General features: G+C 66.7%; 10 protein-coding genes. 7 read left to right on the top strand and 3 right to left on the bottom strand.

Annotated elements, in window-relative coordinates:
* Positions 1-39: 39 nt before the first annotated feature.
* The 5 genes from GNH96_RS09885 (at position 40) to GNH96_RS09865 (ending at position 4,296) form a co-directional block, all read left to right on the top strand.
* Positions 40-1,437, top strand: a complete 1,398-nt coding sequence (locus GNH96_RS09885; protein WP_169603516.1) for a DUF6513 domain-containing protein — start codon at positions 40-42, stop codon at positions 1,435-1,437.
* Positions 1,438-1,440: 3 nt separating this feature from the next.
* Entirely contained in the window at positions 1,441-2,031 is a 591-nt protein-coding gene (locus GNH96_RS09880) for a DUF447 domain-containing protein (protein WP_169603515.1), read from the top strand.
* Complete coding sequence (locus GNH96_RS09875) at positions 2,028-2,849, top strand: (5-formylfuran-3-yl)methyl phosphate synthase (RefSeq protein WP_169603514.1); 822 nt, start codon at positions 2,028-2,030, stop codon at positions 2,847-2,849. The genes GNH96_RS09880 and GNH96_RS09875 overlap by 4 nt, the downstream gene beginning before the upstream one ends.
* Positions 2,850-2,911: 62 nt before the next feature.
* On the top strand, positions 2,912-3,940 hold the full coding sequence (locus tag GNH96_RS09870) for a quinone-dependent dihydroorotate dehydrogenase (protein WP_169604672.1): 1,029 nt from the start codon (positions 2,912-2,914) through the stop codon (positions 3,938-3,940).
* The gene (locus GNH96_RS09865; RefSeq protein ID WP_169603513.1) at positions 3,937-4,296 is read left to right on the top strand and encodes a VOC family protein; all 360 of its coding nucleotides are present in this window, start codon (positions 3,937-3,939) and stop codon (positions 4,294-4,296) included. Before GNH96_RS09870 ends, GNH96_RS09865 begins: the two co-directional genes overlap by 4 nt.
* Positions 4,297-4,312: 16 nt before the next feature.
* Here GNH96_RS09865 and GNH96_RS09860 read toward each other — a convergent pair whose 3' ends face one another.
* Genes GNH96_RS09860 through GNH96_RS09850 form a run of 3 tightly spaced genes read right to left on the bottom strand, consistent with a single transcriptional unit; the run spans position 4,313 to position 5,572 of the window.
* Positions 4,313-4,906, bottom strand: coding sequence for a UbiX family flavin prenyltransferase (locus GNH96_RS09860; protein ID WP_169603512.1), 594 nt, complete (start codon positions 4,904-4,906; stop codon positions 4,313-4,315).
* 28 nt (positions 4,907-4,934) lie between these two features.
* Entirely contained in the window at positions 4,935-5,342 is a 408-nt protein-coding gene (locus tag GNH96_RS09855; RefSeq protein ID WP_169603511.1) for a type II toxin-antitoxin system VapC family toxin, read from the bottom strand.
* Entirely contained in the window at positions 5,342-5,572 is a 231-nt protein-coding gene (locus GNH96_RS09850) for an AbrB/MazE/SpoVT family DNA-binding domain-containing protein (protein ID WP_169603510.1), read from the bottom strand. Before GNH96_RS09850 ends, GNH96_RS09855 begins: the two co-directional genes overlap by 1 nt.
* A 107-nt stretch (positions 5,573-5,679) precedes the next feature.
* On the opposite strand from GNH96_RS09850, the gene GNH96_RS09845 reads away from it, so the two are divergent.
* Complete coding sequence (locus GNH96_RS09845) at positions 5,680-8,778, top strand: efflux RND transporter permease subunit (RefSeq protein ID WP_169603509.1); 3,099 nt, start codon at positions 5,680-5,682, stop codon at positions 8,776-8,778.
* Positions 8,779-9,026: 248 nt separating this feature from the next.
* The gene (locus GNH96_RS09840) at positions 9,027-17,765 is read left to right on the top strand and encodes a type I polyketide synthase (RefSeq protein WP_169603508.1); all 8,739 of its coding nucleotides are present in this window, start codon (positions 9,027-9,029) and stop codon (positions 17,763-17,765) included.
* The last annotated feature ends 276 nt before the right edge of the window (positions 17,766-18,041 follow it).

The following is an 18,041-nucleotide window of genomic DNA, read 5'->3' as shown; positions in this document are numbered from 1 at the left end:
ATCCCCTCGCCCCAACCCCGGATATTCCCGCACCCTCCTATGGCGGAACACATCCTGTTCCTCACCGGCAAGCTGGCCGAAAAGCAGCTCCGCCAGATTCTCGAGGAGATGGCGCCGGAGTTCGAATACACGGTGCACCAACTCGGCCTCAGCGTGGCCGCGCTGATGACCGCGGACATGATCCGCCGCCGTTTGAAGGATACCTATGGGGCAAACCGCATCCTGGTCCCGGGCCGCTGCCGCGGCGATCTGGAAACCCTGTCGAAGGACTTGGGCCTGCCGGTTGAGCGGGGACCTGAGGAGTTGCGCGACTTGCCGGAATACTTCGGCCGAAAGTCCAGGAAACCGGACCTGAGCCGGTATGACCTCCGGATTTTCGCCGAGATCGTCGACGCCCCTCACCTGGACATGGACGGCATTCTCCGCCAAGCCGCGGACTACAGAAACCATGGCGCCGACGTCATCGACATCGGCTGCCTGCCGGCCACGCCGTTTCCCCACCTCGAAGCCGCCGTCGCCGCGCTCAAGGCCGAAGGCCATCGGGTCAGCGTCGATTCGCTGGAAACCGACGACCTGGTGCGAGGCGGCAAGGCCGGTGCCGATTTCCTGCTCAGCCTGCACGAAGACTCGCTGTGGATCGCCGACGAAGTGGCTTCCACCCCGATTCTGATCCCCGCCAAGCATGGCGATCTGGATTCGCTCGACCGCGCCATCGCCGGCATGCGATCGCGGGACAGGAGCTTCCTGGTCGACCCCATCCTCGATCCGATCCATTTCGGCTTTGCCGACTCGCTGGTGCGCTACCACGAAACCCGGCGCCGCCACCCGGAGGTGGAGATCATGATGGGCGTCGGCAACCTCACCGAACTGACCCATGCCGACACTGCCGGGATCAACGCCATGCTGCTCGGCGTGTGTTCGGAACTGGGGATTCGCGCCATCCTGGCGACCCAGGTCAGCAAGCATGCCCGGCGGGCCGTGGCCGAAGCCGATCTGGCCCGGCGGATCCTGTTTGCCGCGCGCGAGCTGGGCGCGCTGCCCAAGCACATGGGCGACGGGCTGATGGCCCTGCACGAGCGCGCACCGTTCCCCTACACCGAAGCGGAGATCCGGGAGCTGGCGCAGGCCATCCGCGATCCCAGCTACCGCATCCAGATCAGCGCCGAGGGCATCCACATCTTCAACCGGGACGGCTTCCACAGCGCCACCGATCCCTTTGAGCTCTACCCGTCGCTGCGGGTGGAACACGACGGCGGGCATGCTTTCTATCTCGGCGTGGAACTTGCCCGCGCCCAGATCGCCTGGCAGCTCGGCAAGCGCTACAGCCAGGACGAAACCCTGGACTGGGGCTGTGCCGTCGATCCGCCGGCAGCCACGGTCGACCCCCACGCCTACAAACCGGCCGGCAGCACGCTGGCCCAATCCACCGGTGATTGAATCATGATCCGCGAAACCCTGGTGACCACCGCCACCGCCGGCGGAGCGGCGCACATCGCCCCCATGGGCATCCATGCGCCGGACACCGACTCGAACAGCGGCGGAGCCGAATACCTCATCATGCCGTTCCGGCCCTCGCAGACGCTGGAAAACGCCCTGGCATCCGGCTGCGCCGTGGTCAATTACAGCGACGACGTCCGCATCTTCGCCGGCTGCCTGACGGGGCGCCGCGACTGGCCGCTGGTGCCGGCGGAGCGCGTGTCCGCCCAGCGTCTGAACGGCACCCTGGCCCATGCCGAACTCGAACTGAGCCGCGTCGAGGACGATCCCGAGCGGCCCCGGCTGTATTTTCGCGTCGTGCACGAGGCGAATCACGCGCCGTTCCGCGGTTTCAATCGCGCCCAGTTCGCCGTGCTGGAAGCCGCCATCCTGGTGAGCCGCCTGCATTTCCTGCCCTGGAGCAAGATCGAGCGGGAGCTGGATTATTTGCGCATCGGCCTCGACAAGACCGCCGGGCCGCGCGAACTGGAAGCCTGGAACTGGCTGATGGAGGCCGTCGAAGCGCATCGCCCGCTCGCGGGAGAAATCGAATGACCGGCATGCTCGCCAGCGTCCGCAATCTGGCCGAGGCGCGGCTGGCCGTGGCGGCCGGCGCCGACATCGTCGACCTCAAGGCCCCCGAACACGGCAGCCTGGGCGCCCTGCCCGCCGAAGAAGCGGGGCGGATCGTGGCGGCGCTGGACGGTGCAGTGCCGGTCAGCGCCACCATCGGCGATCTGGCGCTGGACCCGGACCCGGTGTGCCGCGCGGTGCTGGAGATGGCGGCGACCGGCGTGGATTACGTCAAGATCGGGATGTTCCGCGGCGGCGACTGGGGCTCCACCCTGGTGACCCTGGCCCATCTGGGCAGCCGCGGCACGAGGCTGGTCGCCGTGCTGTTCGCCGACGATCTGCCGGATTTCGACTGGATCGCACGGCTGAAGAAAGCCGGCTTCGTCGGCGTCATGCTGGACACCCAGGACAAGGCTTCGGGATCGCTGACCGCCCTCCTCGACCGCCATACCCTGGAGCGCTTCCTCTGCGAGACGCGGGACCAAGGGCTGCTGTGCGGGCTCGCCGGGTCCCTCCGGGCAACGGACATTCCGGAACTGCTCACCCTCCGGCCGGACTACCTCGGCTTCCGCGGTGCGCTTTGCCGGGCGAACCTCCGAACCGCGGAGCTCGACCCCGAAGCCTTCACGACCGTGCGCCGGCTGATCCCTCCGCGCCATACGGCACGGCCCCCTCATCCCCAGCCGTTTTCCTGCCAGGCATCGTGCCCTGACACCCTTCGGGCCCACGCAAAACCGCTCCTGGCAGCTTTGTCCCGGAAGGAGAAGTCCCTCTTCCCCTGGGAGAGGGAGTTGGAATGACGGCACGCTACGGCGGAGAGTCTTCTGCAACCGATGGCCACCCCACCCCCTTTCGAGTCCCCATGTACGACCATCTGCTCCGCCCCCTGCTGTTCCGGTTGGACCCTGAAACCGCCCACGAACTCAGCCTGTCGGCCTTGCAACTGGCGGCCAGGATGGGGCCGGCGAATCCCTTGCGGCAAACGCTGCCGTCCAGCCCACGCACCGTCATGGGGCTGGACTTTCCCAACCCTGTCGGCCTCGCCGCCGGCCTGGACAAGAATGGCGACTGCATCGACGGGCTGGCGGCGCTCGGTTTCGGCTTCCTCGAAATCGGCACCGTGACCCCGCGTCCCCAGCCCGGCAACTCCCGACCCCGTTTGTTCCGGCTGCCCGAAGCCGGCGCCATCATCAACCGCATGGGCTTCAACAACGCCGGCGTCGAACACCTCGTCGGCCGGGTCCGCCAAGCCCACTATCGCGGCATCCTCGGCATCAACATCGGCAAGAACCTCACCACGCCGGTAGATCGGGCGCTGGAGGATTACCGGGCAGGGCTCAGGGCGGTCTATCCCCATGCCAGCTATGTCACCCTCAACGTATCCTCGCCCAACACCCCGGGCCTGCGCAGCCTGCAGTTCGGCGCGCAACTCGACGGGCTGCTGGCGGGCCTGATGCGGGAGCGCGATAAGCTGATCGGGGAGCACGGCAGGCGGGTGCCGCTGGCACTCAAGGTTGCGCCCGACATGGACGCGGAGGACATCAAGGCCCTGGCAGCTGCGCTGATCCGTCACGGCGTCGACGCCGTCATCGCCACCAACACCACGGCGTCGCGGGATGGCGTGGAGGGGCTGAAACACGCCGAAGAGGCCGGGGGCCTGAGCGGCAGGCCGCTGTTCGCGCGCTCGACCGACGTCGTCGCTCGCCTCGCCGAGGCCCTGCAAGGCCGGCTGCCCATCATCGCCTGCGGCGGCATCTTTTCCGGCGCGGACGCCGTGGCGAAGCTCGAGGCCGGGGCCAGCCTGGTGCAAATCTACACCGGCTTCATCTACCGCGGCCCGGCGCTGCTCGCCGAGATCGGACAGGCCGTGGCCGCCCTGGGCCGGCCGTGAGTTACCTCGCACTGGCGACCCGGCAGTTCGAGGCCATGGCGGAGTTCTACGCCAGCCGGCTCGGATTTCCGGTCTTGCGCGGCTGGGACCGCCCGAACTCCCGCGGCTGCCTGCTCGACCTGAACGGGCTGAAACTGGAAATCCTGGATGCGGCGCGGGAAAGGGCGCCGCTGGAACTCGGCCCCTTGGGCGACCGGGTCCATCTGGTGATCGAAGTGGAAGATGTCGACGCCGCCTATGGGAACCTCGCGATCGATGCTCCACCACCGGTCACGACCAGTTGGGGCACCCGCATGTTCGCGCTGCGCGATCCCGACGGCACACCCGTACACTACCTGCAATGGACAAACGAATAAGCCTTGCCCAGGCCCTTCAGCTATCGGCAGCGCCGGTGTCGATATCCTCCCCCCAGCGTTTGGTCCGCCCCACGTCGATGTCGAACAAATCCAGCACGCGGCATACGGTATCGGTGACCATGTCGTCGAGGGTCTGCGGCCGGGTGTAGAACGCCGGCACGGGCGGCATCACGATGGCACCGCACTCGGTCACGGTCAGCATGTTGCGGAGATGAATGGCGTGCAGCGGCGTCTCCCGGACCACCAGCACCAACCGCCGCCGCTCCTTCAGCACCACGTCGGCGGCCCGCGTCAGCAAGGTGCTGGTCACGCCGGTGGCGATCTCCCCCAGCGTGCGCATGGAACAAGGCAGGATCACCATCCCCGAGGTGCGGAACGAGCCGCTGGAAAGCGCCGCGCCGACGTCGTTGGCGCCATAGCTCACGCTGGCAAGACCCCTCAGGGCGGCGGCGCTCAGGTCCAGCTCGTGCGCCCGAGTCAGGTCGGCCGCGCGCGACACGACCAGGTGCGTCTCCACCTCGGTCCCCTTGAGCAGCGCCAGCAAGCGGGCACCGTAGACGATGCCGGTGGCGCCGCTGATACCGACGATGAGACGCTTGGGATGGGGCATGGAAGTCTCCGTGGTTCGGGAAATGGACTCAATCGGGTGCGATCAACCGCAAGTCCGGGAAATAGGTTCGGTAACGCGCCGCGTCCCGGGTCAGCAGGGTCAGCCCCGCCACCTGGGCGTGGGCGCCGATAAAGAAATCCGGCAAAGGCGCGCCGCGGACGCCGCCCCGGCGCCGGTAGGCGACGAATGTCCGGCCGGTGAGGAAGGCGGCCTGCCAGGGAAGCTGGGCCTTTTCCAGCAGAAAATCGTCGATCAGCGCGGCCAGCGCCGATTCGTCGTTCACGTACCCCGCCAGTTCCGCATAAATGATGGGATTGACGCAGCCGCCGACGTCGTCGACGACCCGGCACAATTGCCGCGCGGACCATTCATGCCATTCCGTTCCAGGGCTCGCGGCATCGAGGATGACATTGGTATCGATGAGGACGGCGGCCATCACTCCCCGCCGCGAGTCTCGCGCATGATTTCGTCGGTGCTCTTGCCGCAAGCGCTGAACATGCCGCGCAGGCGCGAGACCAATTCCTCGCCGCGCGTTTTCCCGCCCGCCCGCCGCAGGATGACCACACCGTCGCGATACTCGAACTCCACTTCGGATGCCGGAAGCAAACCCGCTTGCCGGCGAATCCCGGCCGGAATGGTGACCTGGCCTTTACTGGTGATGCGCATGGGAACCCCTCTACAAAAGTATTACATTGAAAGTAATACTACGCGGAATATGACCTCCCCGCCATGCTAGACTGCCTGGCGACCCCAGCTCCCCGTCGCCTCATCCCATGATCGAATCCCTCATCCGCACGGCCCTCCGCCAGCGGCTCATCGTCGTGATCGTCACACTCTGCCTGCTGGCTTTCGGCCTCACCGCGATGCGGGAACTGTCGGTGGATGCCTTCCCCGACGTGACCAACGTGCAGGTCCAGGTCGCGGCGGAGGCGCCGGGACGCTCACCGGAGGAGGTCGAGCGCTTCGTCACCGTGCCGCTGGAAATCGCGATGACGGGATTGCCGGGCTTGACCGAGATGCGTTCGGTCAACCGCAACGCCCTGTCCCAGATCAACCTGGTGTTCACCGACGACACCGACGTCTACTTCGCCCGCCAATTGGTGCTGGAGCGGTTGATCGAAGCGGCGAGCCAGTTGCCGGACGGCATCACGCCGGTGCTGGGGCCGGTGTCGACCGGACTGGGCGAGGTCTACCAGTTCACCCTGGAGCGCCCGGACGACGGCGACCGCGCCCTGACCGAGCAGGAGCTGACCGAGCGCCGGACCGTTCAGGACTGGGTGGTCCGTCCCTTGCTGCGCGGTGTCCCCGGGGTGGCGGAAATCAACTCGATCGGCGGTTACGAGCGGCAGTACCAGGTGCTCGCCAATCCGGACCGGCTGCGCCACTACGGCATCTCGCTCAAGGACATCTATACCGCTCTCGCCCTCAACAACGCCAACAGCGGTGGCGGCAAGCTGCCCCGCTATGCCGAACAATACCTGATCCGCGGCCTGGGGCTGATCGAGAACATCGAGGACATCCGCAACATCGTGCTCAAGGAAAGCGGCGGCACGCCCGTGTTCATCCGCGACGTGGCCGAAGTGAAGATCGGCCACGCGGTGCGCTATGGTGCCGTGATCAAGAACGGGCAGACCGAAGCGGTGGGCGGCATCGTGATGATGATCCGCGGCGGCAACGCCAAGCGGATCGTCACCGAGCTGAAGGAGCGGATCCAGGAAATCAACGACAAAGGCATGCTGCCCGGCGGGCTGAAAATCGTGCCGTACTACGACCGCACCACCCTGGTGGACGCCGCGATCCATACCGTGACCAAGGTGCTGGTCGAAGGCATCGTGCTGGTCATCGTCATCCTGCTGCTGTACCTGGGCGACGTCCGCTCCAGCCTGATCGTGGTGGCGACCCTGGTGATCACGCCGCTGGTGACCTTCATGGTCATGAACCGCTACGGCATTTCGGCCAACCTGATGTCGCTGGGCGGGCTCGCCATCGCCATCGGCATCATGGTGGACGGCTCGGTGGTGGTCGTGGAAAACACCTTCCGCCATCTCGGTGAGATGAGGGACACCGGGGAGACCAAACTGCAGGTGGTGCTGCATGCCGCCGCCGAAGTGGGCACGCCGGTGCTGTTCGGCGTCGGCATCATCTGCCTGGTGTTCCTGCCGCTGATGACCATGACGGGACTGGAGGGCAAGCTGTTCGCCCCCCTCGCCTATACCATCGCCATCGCGCTGTTCATCTCCCTCATCGTGTCGCTGACCCTCTCGCCGGTGCTGTGCGCCTACCTGCTCAAAGGGGGGGGCGAGCAGGATACCCGCATCATCGCCGCGATGAAGCGGCCCTACCTCGCCCTGCTGTCTGTCGCGCTGTGCCGTCCGCGCACCGTGGTCGTCACGGCCCTGGCCTTGCTGGCCTTGAGTCTGGGACTGTTCCCCCTCCTGGGCACCTCGTTCATTCCCGAAATGAAGGAAGGCGCGATCGTCACCGGCATCAACCGGGCGCCCAGCATGTCGCTGGACGAATCGATCAAGATGGAAACCGAGGCGATGCGGCTGGTGATGCAGGTGCCGGGCATCGCGCGGGCGGTATCGCAGCTCGGCCGCAGCCAGAATCCCACCGACACCCAGCCGGAAAACGAATCCACCCCCATCCTCACGCTCAAGCCGCAGGAAGAACTGCCTCCCGGCTGGGACCAGGACGACGTCATGGACGCCCTGAGCGAAACACTGCGGGTGCTGCCCGGCGTACAGGTGGTCATGGCCCAGCCGATCTCCGACCGGGTCGACGAAATGATCACCGGCGTGCGCTCCGACATCGCCATCAAGATCTTCGGCGACGAACTGGAGGTATTGAAGCGCAAGGGCGATGAAATCGTCCGCGTGCTGCGTTCAGTCCGGGGTGCAAGCGACATCCGGATGGAGCGGATCAGCGGCCAGCAGTACCTGACCATCGACATCGACCGCTGGGCCATCGCCCGCCATGGCATCAACGTACAGGACATCAACGACATCATCGAGACGGCGATCGGCGGGCGCGAGAGCACCCAGATCTACGAGGGTGAAAGACGCTTCCAGGCGGTCGTGCGCTTCCCCGATGCTTTCCGCGGCAGCGGGGAAGCCATCGGCAAGATCATGCTGGAGTCTCACCATGGCGCCCTGGTGCCGTTGGAGCATCTGGCCGAAATCCGGCTGACCGACGGCCCCGCCCAGATCAGCCGTGAAATGGCCAAGCGCCGTTTGGTGATCGGCGCCAACGTGCGGGGCCGAGACCTGGGCGGGTTCGTGGCCGAACTGCAAAAGGCCGTCGGCGAAAAGGTCAAATTGCCGGAGGGCTATTTCCTCAAATGGGGCGGCCAGTTCGAGAACCTCGAGCGCGCCATGAACCGCCTGCTGGTCATCATTCCGATCACCATCGCGGCGATCTTCTTCCTGCTGTTCCTGCTGTTCCAGTCGCTGCGCTTCGCCGGACTCATCATTCTGGTCCTCCCCTTCGCTTCCATGGGCGGGATCTTTTCCCTGTTTGCCTCCGGTGAATACCTGTCGGTACCGGCCTCGGTCGGTTTCATCACCCTTTGGGGCATCGCGGTATTGAATGGCGTGGTGCTGGTGTCCCGTATCCGGGGACTGCGCGAAACCGGCATCGACCGCGAAACCGCGATCGTCGAAGGCTGCACGCAGCGTTTCCGCCCGGTCATGATGACGGCGACGGTCGCCATGCTGGGCTTGGTGCCGTTCCTGTTCTCCAACGGCCCCGGCTCGGAAGTCCAGCGGCCTCTGGCCATCGTCGTCATCGGCGGACTCATCACCTCGACCCTGCTGACGCTGGTGGTGCTGCCAACCCTGTACCAGTGGTTCGAAGACCGCTCTTCCCCCTAGGTCGCGACAATAACCCGGCCGGACGAAATCCGGATTTCCCGCAGATTCCCGGAATAAGCCTTTTATTCCCCCAATACCGATACCGGGTCCTCTACTGCCATATATCCCTTGAATTCCTCCCCATTCTTGTTAGGTTGAGCTTCGAGGCAGCCCTTCTCGCTGCATTCACATCTCGACGTCTCACCGAAAGGCAAGCGTCGGTTCAAGTGCCCATCCCGGGCAGTTTTTTTTCAGGAGGAAATAACCCTATGCGTACCGAAACCGCTCAACCGATCGCCGTGGTCGGCATGGCCTGCCGTTATCCCGGCGCTGGAAATCTGCTGCAACTGTGGGAAAACATTCTCAGCCGCCGCCAGCAGTTCCGGGAAATACCCGATGTCCGGCTGCCGCTCGCGGACTATCACGACCCGGATCCGTCGGTGCCCGACAAAACCTATGGACGCAAAGCCGCAGTCCTGGACGGCTTCGAGTTCGATCCCGGAACCTACCGCATCCCCAGGTCGACTTTCGATACCACGGATATCGTCCATTGGCTCTCGCTGGCCACCGCTCTCGAAGCGTTGGGCCACGCCCGCATCGGCCCCGACACCCTGCCGAAGGACACCGCCGGAGCGATCATCGGCAATACTTTGACGGGAGAAGAAACGCGAGCAGGAACGATGCGGCTGCGCTGGCCCTTCGTCCGCAAGGTGCTGCGGCGCACGGCGGAAGCGCGGGGACTGCCCGAAGACCTGATGCAGGAGTTCGAAACCGCGATGGAAGAGGTCTACAAGTCCGTGTTCCCGGCGGTCAACGAGGACACTCTGGCCGGCAGCCTGGCCAACACCATTGCCGGCCGCATCTGCAACTACCTCGACTGGCACGGCGGCGGCTACATCGTCGACGGGGCGTGTTCCTCCTCGCTGCTGGCGGTCGCCACCGCGGCCGACTACCTGCAGCAGCGCAAGATGGACCTGGCGATCGCCGGCGGCGTCGACGTCAGCCTCGATACGCTCGAACTGATCGGCTTTGCCAAGGCCACCGCCCTGACCCGCGAAGAGATGCGGGTCTACGACCGGCGCGGCAACGGCTTCATTCCCGGTGAAGGCTGCGGCATGGTGGTATTGAAACGGCTGGAAGACGCGCGCCGGGACGGCGACACGGTGTACGCGGTGCTGCGCGGCTGGGGGGTGTCGTCCGACGGCCGCGGCGGCATCACCGCCCCGAGCGCGAAAGGACAGACCCAGGCGCTGCTCCGAGCCTATCAGGCGGCGGGTTATGCCCCGCAGACGCTGGCCTTCGTCGAAGGCCACGGCACCGGGACCACGGTGGGCGACCGCACCGAGCTCGAAGGCGTCGTCGGCGCGCTGGCCGCCCACGGCCCGGTGGAAGACCATAGCGTGGGCATGACCTCGTTCAAATCCATCGTCGGCCACACCAAGGCGGCGGCCGGCATCGGCGGATTCATCAAGGCGGTGCTGGCAGTCAACCGGCGCGTCGTGCCGCCCACCGCCGGCTGTGTCGAACCGCATGCCAGCTTCGCCGAATCGGCGCGGGCGCTTTACCCGGTGTTGGAAGGCCAGATCAGAGCGGCCGACGAGCCGCTGCGCGCCGGCGTTTCCGCGATGGGGTTCGGCGGCATCAACTGCCACGTGACCCTGGAAAGCGGCGACCCGCCGGCGCCGGAACTCCAGCCGGCCCTGCCCGAGCGCATGTTGCTGGCCAGTCGCCAGCATACGGAAGTTTTCCCGTTCTCGGGCTCCGATTCGGACGGGCTGCTCCAGACGGTGAGGGTGTTCCGGCAGCAGGTCCACGGGCTGGCCGCCGGCGAGCTGGTGGACGCGGCGGCCCATGCCGCCACCCTGGCCAATGATCAGCCTTGGCGGGCGGCGGTGGTCGCCGGCTCCGTCGAGGAACTCGAAGCGCGGCTCGATCTGCTGGAAAAGCGCCTGACGGAAGATCCGCCGAGGCCAGGCAGCCTATGGCGGGGCGATCAAGTCTGGATCAGCCACGCCGTCCCTGCGCAGCGGGTCGGCTTCCTGTTTCCGGGCCAAGGCTCGCAGCAGATCGGAATGGCCCGCAGTCTGGTGGAACGTTTCGACTGGGCGCGGGAGATGGTCGAACGCGCCGACGCCGAAGTGGCGGCGGCGTGTCCCAGCGGCCGGGACGTACCCTTGAGCCATCTTTACCTGCGCCCCACCGAGCGCGATCCGGCCAAAAAACTCGAGCCCGAGTGGCTGGCGGTGCTGACCCGAACCGAGCATGCCCAGCCGGCCATCTGTACCGTCTCCTTGCTGTGGAAGGAGCGGTTGGAATCACTCGGCATCGTTCCCGCGGTGGTCGGTGGACACAGCCTGGGCGAGCTCACGGCACTGGCCGCGGCCGGCGCCTACGGCCCATCCGCCCTGGTCCGCCTCGCCGCCCTGCGCGGACTCGCCATGGCGGCGCCGGAAGGCGAGGCCGGCGCCATGGGCGTATTGGCCTGTGACGCCACGACCGCCGAGGCGATCATCGGCCGCGTGGGAGACGGCTATTGCGCCGTCGCCAACGTGAACTCGCCGCTACAGACCGTAATTTCGGGTGAACGCGCAGCGGTGTCCCGCGCCGTCGAACTGGCAAGCGCCGACGGCATTCGCGCCAGCCTGCTGCCGGTGTCCAATGCTTTCCATTCCCGCCTGGTGGATGGCGCGGCGGAGAGCTTCCGGAGCGGCGCGGATCTGCCCGACTGCGCCGGTGATTTCACCCGCCGGGCGTTCTCCAGCATCGACGGCGCGGAGATCGCGCCGAGCACCGACCTCCGCGCCCATCTGGCGCGGCAGATCGTGTCGCCGGTGAATTTCACCCGCCTGCTGGAAGCCCTGTCGGAACATTGTGACTGGCTGGTGGAGGTCGGTCCCGGCCGCGTGCTTTCGGGGCTGGCGCAAAGCCACGACGCCGACCGCGTACGACCTTGCCTGCCGGTCGAAGGACGGCCGGGACGCGACGCCGATTTCAATGCGGTGGTGGCCGAAGCCCACGCCCGGGGCCTCGCCCTGCGCTGGGCGCACTTGTACGAGAACCGGCTGGTCCGCCCCTTCGTGCCGGCTTCGGCACGCAAGTTCTACGTTGCGCCCTGCGAACGCGAACTTGCGGCCGTCCCCCCCGCCGCCCCATCCCGAACTTTCCGAGCAGCCACCTGGGTCCGCCAGCTCGAAGGACAGGCCAGCTCCGATCTCGCCCAACTGTCGGAAACGCTGACGGCAGCCTTCCGCGACGCGGTACACGCGGAGCACGCCACCGTGCTGCTGTTCGAACAGGCGGAGGATGCCCTGCGCGTCGTCCTTCCCTTCGACGCATTCGCCAATCGGGTGAGCGCCGCCGAGGGTATCTTCGCCGACGTCCTCCGCTCCGGCGCGCCGGAAGCCATCGAAGTGTTAAGCGAGGATTCCCGCTTCCGGGCCGAATTCGAGTCCCTCGGCATCCCTGCGGGATGGACTGCGCTCTACGTACCGTTCCCCAGCGGCGCCGGGCGTCCGCTGGGTCTGGTCCGCGTCGCCCGCCCCGGCGAACCCTTCACCCCAATGGACGCTGAAATCCTGGCCGAACTGGCCGCGATTGCCGCACCCGGGCTGATCCAGGCCTATATGGCCGAACGTGCACGGGAACTCCACGGGATCGAAACGCTGCTGCACGGCGCGGTCGCGAGGGAATCGGCGGACCGGGACCCGACGGCGATCATCGACAACCTGGTGGAATCGGCCAAGGACAGCCTGGGGGCTGAATACGGCGCGATCCTGCTGCACGACCGCGACACCGGCACGCTCCATCCCGCCGTCCACGACAAGGCCGAAGACCTGCGCCTGAGCGCCGAGAGCGGCATCCCCGGCGAGGTATTCGCGACCCGGCGCTCCCTGCATCTGGCCAATGCCCACGCCGACCCGCGTTTCGAGCCGGCGCTCGACCGCCTGGCCGGCACCCGCACCCGCACCGTGGACTGTGTTCCCATCCTGACGATGCAACATTCCCCGCTGGGCGTACTGCTGCTGGTGAACCGCCGCTTTCCCGGCAACCGGGATTACCTGGCGGAGCTGGGCCTGAGAATCGGCGCCCTGCTGGCCAGCCGGCCGCTGCTGGACCGCATGCGGGCCGTCTCGGAAGGTCTGAAGGGCGAGATCGTCGCCGCTGCACCGCGGACGGTGGCGGAGCGGTCGCCTGAACCGGCGCAATCTCCCCCGCTTCCCCAGACGGCGATCGCAGGCTCGGCGCGCAGCGTCGTCCTGGAACTGCTGAGCGAACGTACCGGCTTCGCGATCGAAACACTGCAGGACGATGCCCGCCTGATCGACGACTTGAACCTGGACTCGATCAAGATCGGCACCTTGCTCGGCGATGTCGCGATCCGGTTGGGGGTGCAGGGCAAGGTCGATCCGATGCGCATGAATGCCGACACCGTCGGCCATGTGATCGAGGCCTTCGGCGCCGTCGCCGCACCCGCGGCGCCGGCGGTGGCCGCCGCGGTTCCGGCGCCGGCATCGGCGATGGACCTCTTGCTCGACCTGGTCGCCGAACGGACCGGCTTCAGCCGCGACTGTCTGGCGCCGGACCAGCGCCTGCTGGATGACCTCAACATCGATTCCATCAAAGCCGGCGCCCTGTTGGGCGACCTGATCCTGAGCACCGACACCCAGGACCGGATCGAAGCGGCACCGCTGGCCAACGCCACGCTGGGAGAAATCGCCGCCCGGGTTCAGGCCGCGATCGGCGGTTCGGCCGAACATCCCGAACCGGCCGCCGTGCCCTCTTTGGGACAGGCCAGACGCTTGCATTGGGTGAGAGCGTTCACCCAGTCAAGCATCCCGGCGCCGCTGTTTTCACCCCCCGGCAAGCCGGAACCGCGGAGCGGCGACTGTCTCCTTCTGCTGCCCGATGCCACGGCCCCGTATGGAGAGCATCTGCGGCAACGCCTTGCCGCACGCGTGCTGAATGCTCGGAGTCTCGGCTCCGAGCACCTCGAGGCCGGCCCACGACGGCTGGTGCTCATGCTGTCCGATGCGCACACGCCACGCGCCGACTCTCCCGCCCAGGCCGGCATCGACGAGCTCGCCGTGCTTCACGATCTGGCCCAACGGGCTCCCGCGGCATGGCGGAGCTTGACCAGCGTCGTCTTCGTTCAGCGCAGCGGTGGCCGGGGACTCTCGGCGGCTGGGGCGCCCAGCGCCTGGTCCTTCGCCGGCAGCCTTTCGCTGGAACGGCCGGAACTCGAGGTCGGCGTGATCGATTTCGATCCCTCCCTGGCCGCCGATTTCGTCGCCGACCGGACCCTGGCCGAACTGTCCGGACAGCCCGGCTACAAGGCGGTGGAATACGACGCCGAAGGCATGCGCTGGACCCGCTGCATCCGGCCGGTCGAGCCCGAGGACTGCGCGGCGCGCTCGATCGAATGGTCGGCGCGGGACGTGGTCCTGGTCACTGGCGGCGGCAAGGGCATCACCGCGGAGTGCGCGCTGGCCTTCGCCCTCGAGACCGGCGTCAGGCTCGCCCTGGTCGGCCGCTCGCCGGCACCGCGGCCCGGCGAAACCGGAGAACTGGCAGCGACCCTGCAGCGGTTCGCGGAAGCGGGCATCGACTGCCGGTATTACGCGGCCGATGTCGCCGATCACCCGGCAATGGAACGGGCCGTCGCGACGATCCGGGCCGAAATGGGGCCGGTGACCGGCGTGATCCATGGCGCCGGCACCAATACCCCTCGGCCCGTGGCCGAGGTGTCCGCCGACCAGGCCCGGCTCGAAATCGCGCCCAAGCTGCAAGGCGCCGAGAACCTGCTGGCCCTGTTCGAGAACCATCCGCCCAAGCTGTTCGCGGCACTGACTTCGATCATCGGTGTGACCGGCATGAAGAACAACGCCTGGTACGCCTATTCCAACGAAGCGGTGGCGCGGCTGCTCGACGGCTTCGCCGAGGCGCACCCGGAAACCGCGGTGGTCTGCCATGCCTTCAGCGTGTGGGACGAGGTCGGGATGGGCGTGAAGCTCGGCAGCGTCCGCCATCTGGGCCAGATGGGCATCGACGCCATCCCGGTCGCCGAGGGCGTGCGCCAGTTTCTGCGCTGGATGCGCACCGCGCCGCCGCTCAAGGAGGTCATCGTGGCCGCCAGCGCCGACGGATTGGCCACCTGGGTTCGGCCGCCGACGGTCGAGCCGACGGTCCCGGCCGGCCGTTTCGAAGGCGAGATCCAACGCTTCGAGGCAGGGATAGAACTGATCACCCAGGTCAGTCTCGACATCCGGCACGATCTCTATCTGGCCGACCATGACTACCGCGGTTCCCTGCTCCTGCCCACCGTCATGGGGCTCGAAGCCATGGCCCAGGCGGCACTGCGTGTCGCCGGAGGTACCGGAACGGAAGTTGCTCGGATCGAGGATATCCGCTTGGAGCGGCCGATCGTGGTGAGCCGGGAACGCCCGCAACGGATCGAGATCCGGGCGCTGGCGCGGGAGCGCATGGAAGCGTCCGATCCGGTTGTGGTGGAAGCCTCGATCCATGCCGAGCAGACCGGCATGGAACCGGCGCATTTCTCCGCGCGCTTCGTGCTCGGCCGGCGTCCCGAAGCCGCCGCGGGAGATACCGCTCTGCCGAGGCGCCAGCTGCTGGGCATCATGCCGAAAACCGACCTCTACGGCGGCGTGCTGTTCCAGGGACCGCTGTTCCAGCGCATCAGCGGCCTGGAAGCGCTGGACGACAGCCATGTGGTCTTCGTCACCGAAGCGCGAGCCGAGACGCTCCGCGTCCCCGAGGGTTTCTCGGACACGGTGCGCGCTCCGCTGGTACTGGGCGACCCGTTCTACCGCGACACCCTGCTGCAGGCCGCCCAGATCTCGCTGACGCCGGAAGTCTGCCTGCCGGTTCGTATCGGACGGATCGACCTGTACGGCCGGGATGCGGCGGGGGGCCGGTATCGAGCCGAAGCCAAAGTCGTCGGACGCGACGGCAGCCGCATCCTCGGAGAAGTCACGGTGTTCGACGAGCAAGACCGGGTCATCGAGCGCATCACGGACTACGAAGTGCGGATGCTGGATCGGCGCGGTGATCTCCCGACGCCGGCCCAGCTGGTGGAACGGGCGAACCGGTCGGATCATCCGGCGCTGCAGAGCGAACTGGACCACCGAGCGCAAGGATTCGGCCTGTCCGCCCCGTGCGTGATCGTTCGCGACATTCCCGATCTGCACGCCATGGAGCGCGACAGGAGGCGCGCGATCAGCCGCCCGGTCTTTCACGCGGCGGTCCGCGAGGCCGGACGCCGCTTTGCGGTCGATACCTCGCACCTCGATGTCCGCTGGCTGGAAACCGGAAAACCGGTGCTGTTCCGCTCGCATGGCCGGTCGGGTGCGGACACGACGGCCGGACTCATGGATCCGGAGGCCTCCTTCGTACCCCTGGAGGTCTCGTTGAGCCACGACGACGACAGGGTGCTTTGCGTAGCCGGCAAGGGACTCCAGGGCTGCGACCTGGTGGGCCCGATCCAGCGCAGCCGGGAACAATGGCGCGCGATGCTCAACGCCGGGCTGTTCGTCCTCGTCAGCCGCCTCGAAACCGAAGGCGACTCGCTGGATGAGGCCGGAGCGAGAGTCTGGTCTGCGCTGGAAGCCGCGATGAAAGCGCTCGATACCCGCGACATCACGCTGGACATCGAGGCCAGACATGCCGACACCGTCCTGTTCCGCGCCGCCTGGGAAGACGTCCGGCTCCGGGTGGTGAGCTTCCCGACGATGCCGGCGGAAGGGGCAAAGCGCATGGTGGCCGTGGTCGTCAACGGCATGCCGAAACCTGACGGAAGGAATGCATTCGATCGGGAGCAGCGCCACGAAGGCTCAGCGGAAACGACGGGAGCCGGGGCAGCCCAGATCGTGGCGGCGACTCAGCACGCCCCAATGGCCGGGAGCGAGGGATCCTGGACCGGATGGCTGGCGGCGGGGGGAAACCCATCGGATTTCCTCCGGGTGCAGACCCACATCGCCAATCCGGATGCCGACCACCCTATCGCGTTCCGTTTTCCCCTGGCTTTCAAGGATGGCGCCAACGCCGATGGCACGCTCTATTTCTCCCGCTTCTTCGAATGGATGGGACGGCTCAGGGAGATGGCTTTGCGCCCCGTCTTGGCACTGCTTACCGACGAATTCACATCGGGCAAGCATGCCTGGGTCACCAACCGTTCCTGGGCGTCGATCGAACGGCCAGTGTACGCAGGGGAGATCATGGAAGTCTCATGCCGGTTCCTTGGCCGCAATGGCCCCGGGAATGCGACGGTCGCGGTCGGATTCGAATGGCACCGGGTCCTGCCCGCCGGGACATTGGAGCGCGTTGCGACCAGCCAAATCCAGATGACCTGGGCCAGGGTCGTCTCCCACGGAGTGGTCACGCCCGAACCGTACCCCGCCTATCTCGACGGCTTCTTCCGGGAGCTCGGATCGACGACAGACGGGACCGGCCAAACCGACCAGGCCAGCCATGCCGGTGCGATGGAACGCATCGGCGCCGCCTTGTGGCGTGCGAAACCGGGGCCGGTTGCCGGCATCGTCCTTGCCGAGCAGAGTACTGCCACATCGCCGACCGACGCCAATCTGGTGGGCAATATCTATTACTCGAAGTACTATGAGCTGCAAGGGGTGCTGCGGGACGGCTATTTTTACCGTATCGTGCCGGATGCCTATCGGCTCGCGGAAGCTCGCGGCGGGTTGCGGTGCATCTTCACCGAAGTCAGACACCTTCGCGACGCCATGCCGTTCGATACCATCAAGGCGCGTATGCACGTGGCGGGGATCCACGAAAAAGGCATCGTACTGGCATTCGACTTTTTCCGGATCATGCCCGGCGGCAAATCGGAAAAACTCGCCACCGGCACCCATGTCGCGGCTTGGAGGACAGCCGAGGAATCCGGGGAAGTCACGGACCTCCCGGCAGCGCTGCGTGAGCATTTGCTCGACAGGGCAAGGGAGGAGATACTGGCGGCCACGAGCAAATCGGCTGCTTGACGGCGACGTCGCTTGAAATACCTCGCCCGCCCTCTCCTTCCGGGAGGGGGCGGAAACGAGGGCCATGGCGAAAGGTACAATGGTTACCATCCGGAGCATCCATTCCCCATGGCAACGATGCGCAAAGCCGTTTCAAAATCCAGGAAGTTCGACCCGATGCGCAATCCGGATCGAACGGTGGCGGATTGCCCCGGCGATAGCGCTACAATACCCCCACCCGGTCACGAAAGGCGGGATCGCCGAAACGGGAACGAATCAACGCCGGGCTCCCATCGT

The organism is Methylococcus geothermalis (genome assembly GCF_012769535.1).
Classification (GTDB): Bacteria; Pseudomonadota; Gammaproteobacteria; order Methylococcales; family Methylococcaceae; genus Methylococcus; species Methylococcus geothermalis.
The sequence above is the reverse complement of the archived record's forward strand: the minus strand, read 5'-3'. Positions and strand labels throughout refer to the sequence as shown.

Excerpts from the sequence above, each read along its gene's own strand:
- GNH96_RS09850 (WP_169603510.1), bottom strand. The coding sequence starts at position 5,572 with ATGCGCATCACCAGTAAAGGCCAGGTCACCATTCCGGCCGGGATTCGC.
- GNH96_RS09885 (WP_169603516.1), top strand. The coding sequence starts at position 40 with ATGGCGGAACACATCCTGTTCCTCACCGGCAAGCTGGCCGAAAAGCAG.
- GNH96_RS09875 (WP_169603514.1), top strand. The coding sequence starts at position 2,028 with ATGACCGGCATGCTCGCCAGCGTCCGCAATCTGGCCGAGGCGCGGCTG.
- GNH96_RS09860 (WP_169603512.1), bottom strand. The coding sequence starts at position 4,906 with ATGCCCCATCCCAAGCGTCTCATCGTCGGTATCAGCGGCGCCACCGGC.
- GNH96_RS09880 (WP_169603515.1), top strand. The coding sequence starts at position 1,441 with ATGATCCGCGAAACCCTGGTGACCACCGCCACCGCCGGCGGAGCGGCG.
- GNH96_RS09840 (WP_169603508.1), top strand. The coding sequence starts at position 9,027 with ATGCGTACCGAAACCGCTCAACCGATCGCCGTGGTCGGCATGGCCTGC.
- GNH96_RS09845 (WP_169603509.1), top strand. The coding sequence starts at position 5,680 with ATGATCGAATCCCTCATCCGCACGGCCCTCCGCCAGCGGCTCATCGTC.
- GNH96_RS09855 (WP_169603511.1), bottom strand. The coding sequence starts at position 5,342 with ATGGCCGCCGTCCTCATCGATACCAATGTCATCCTCGATGCCGCGAGC.
- GNH96_RS09870 (WP_169604672.1), top strand. The coding sequence starts at position 2,912 with ATGTACGACCATCTGCTCCGCCCCCTGCTGTTCCGGTTGGACCCTGAA.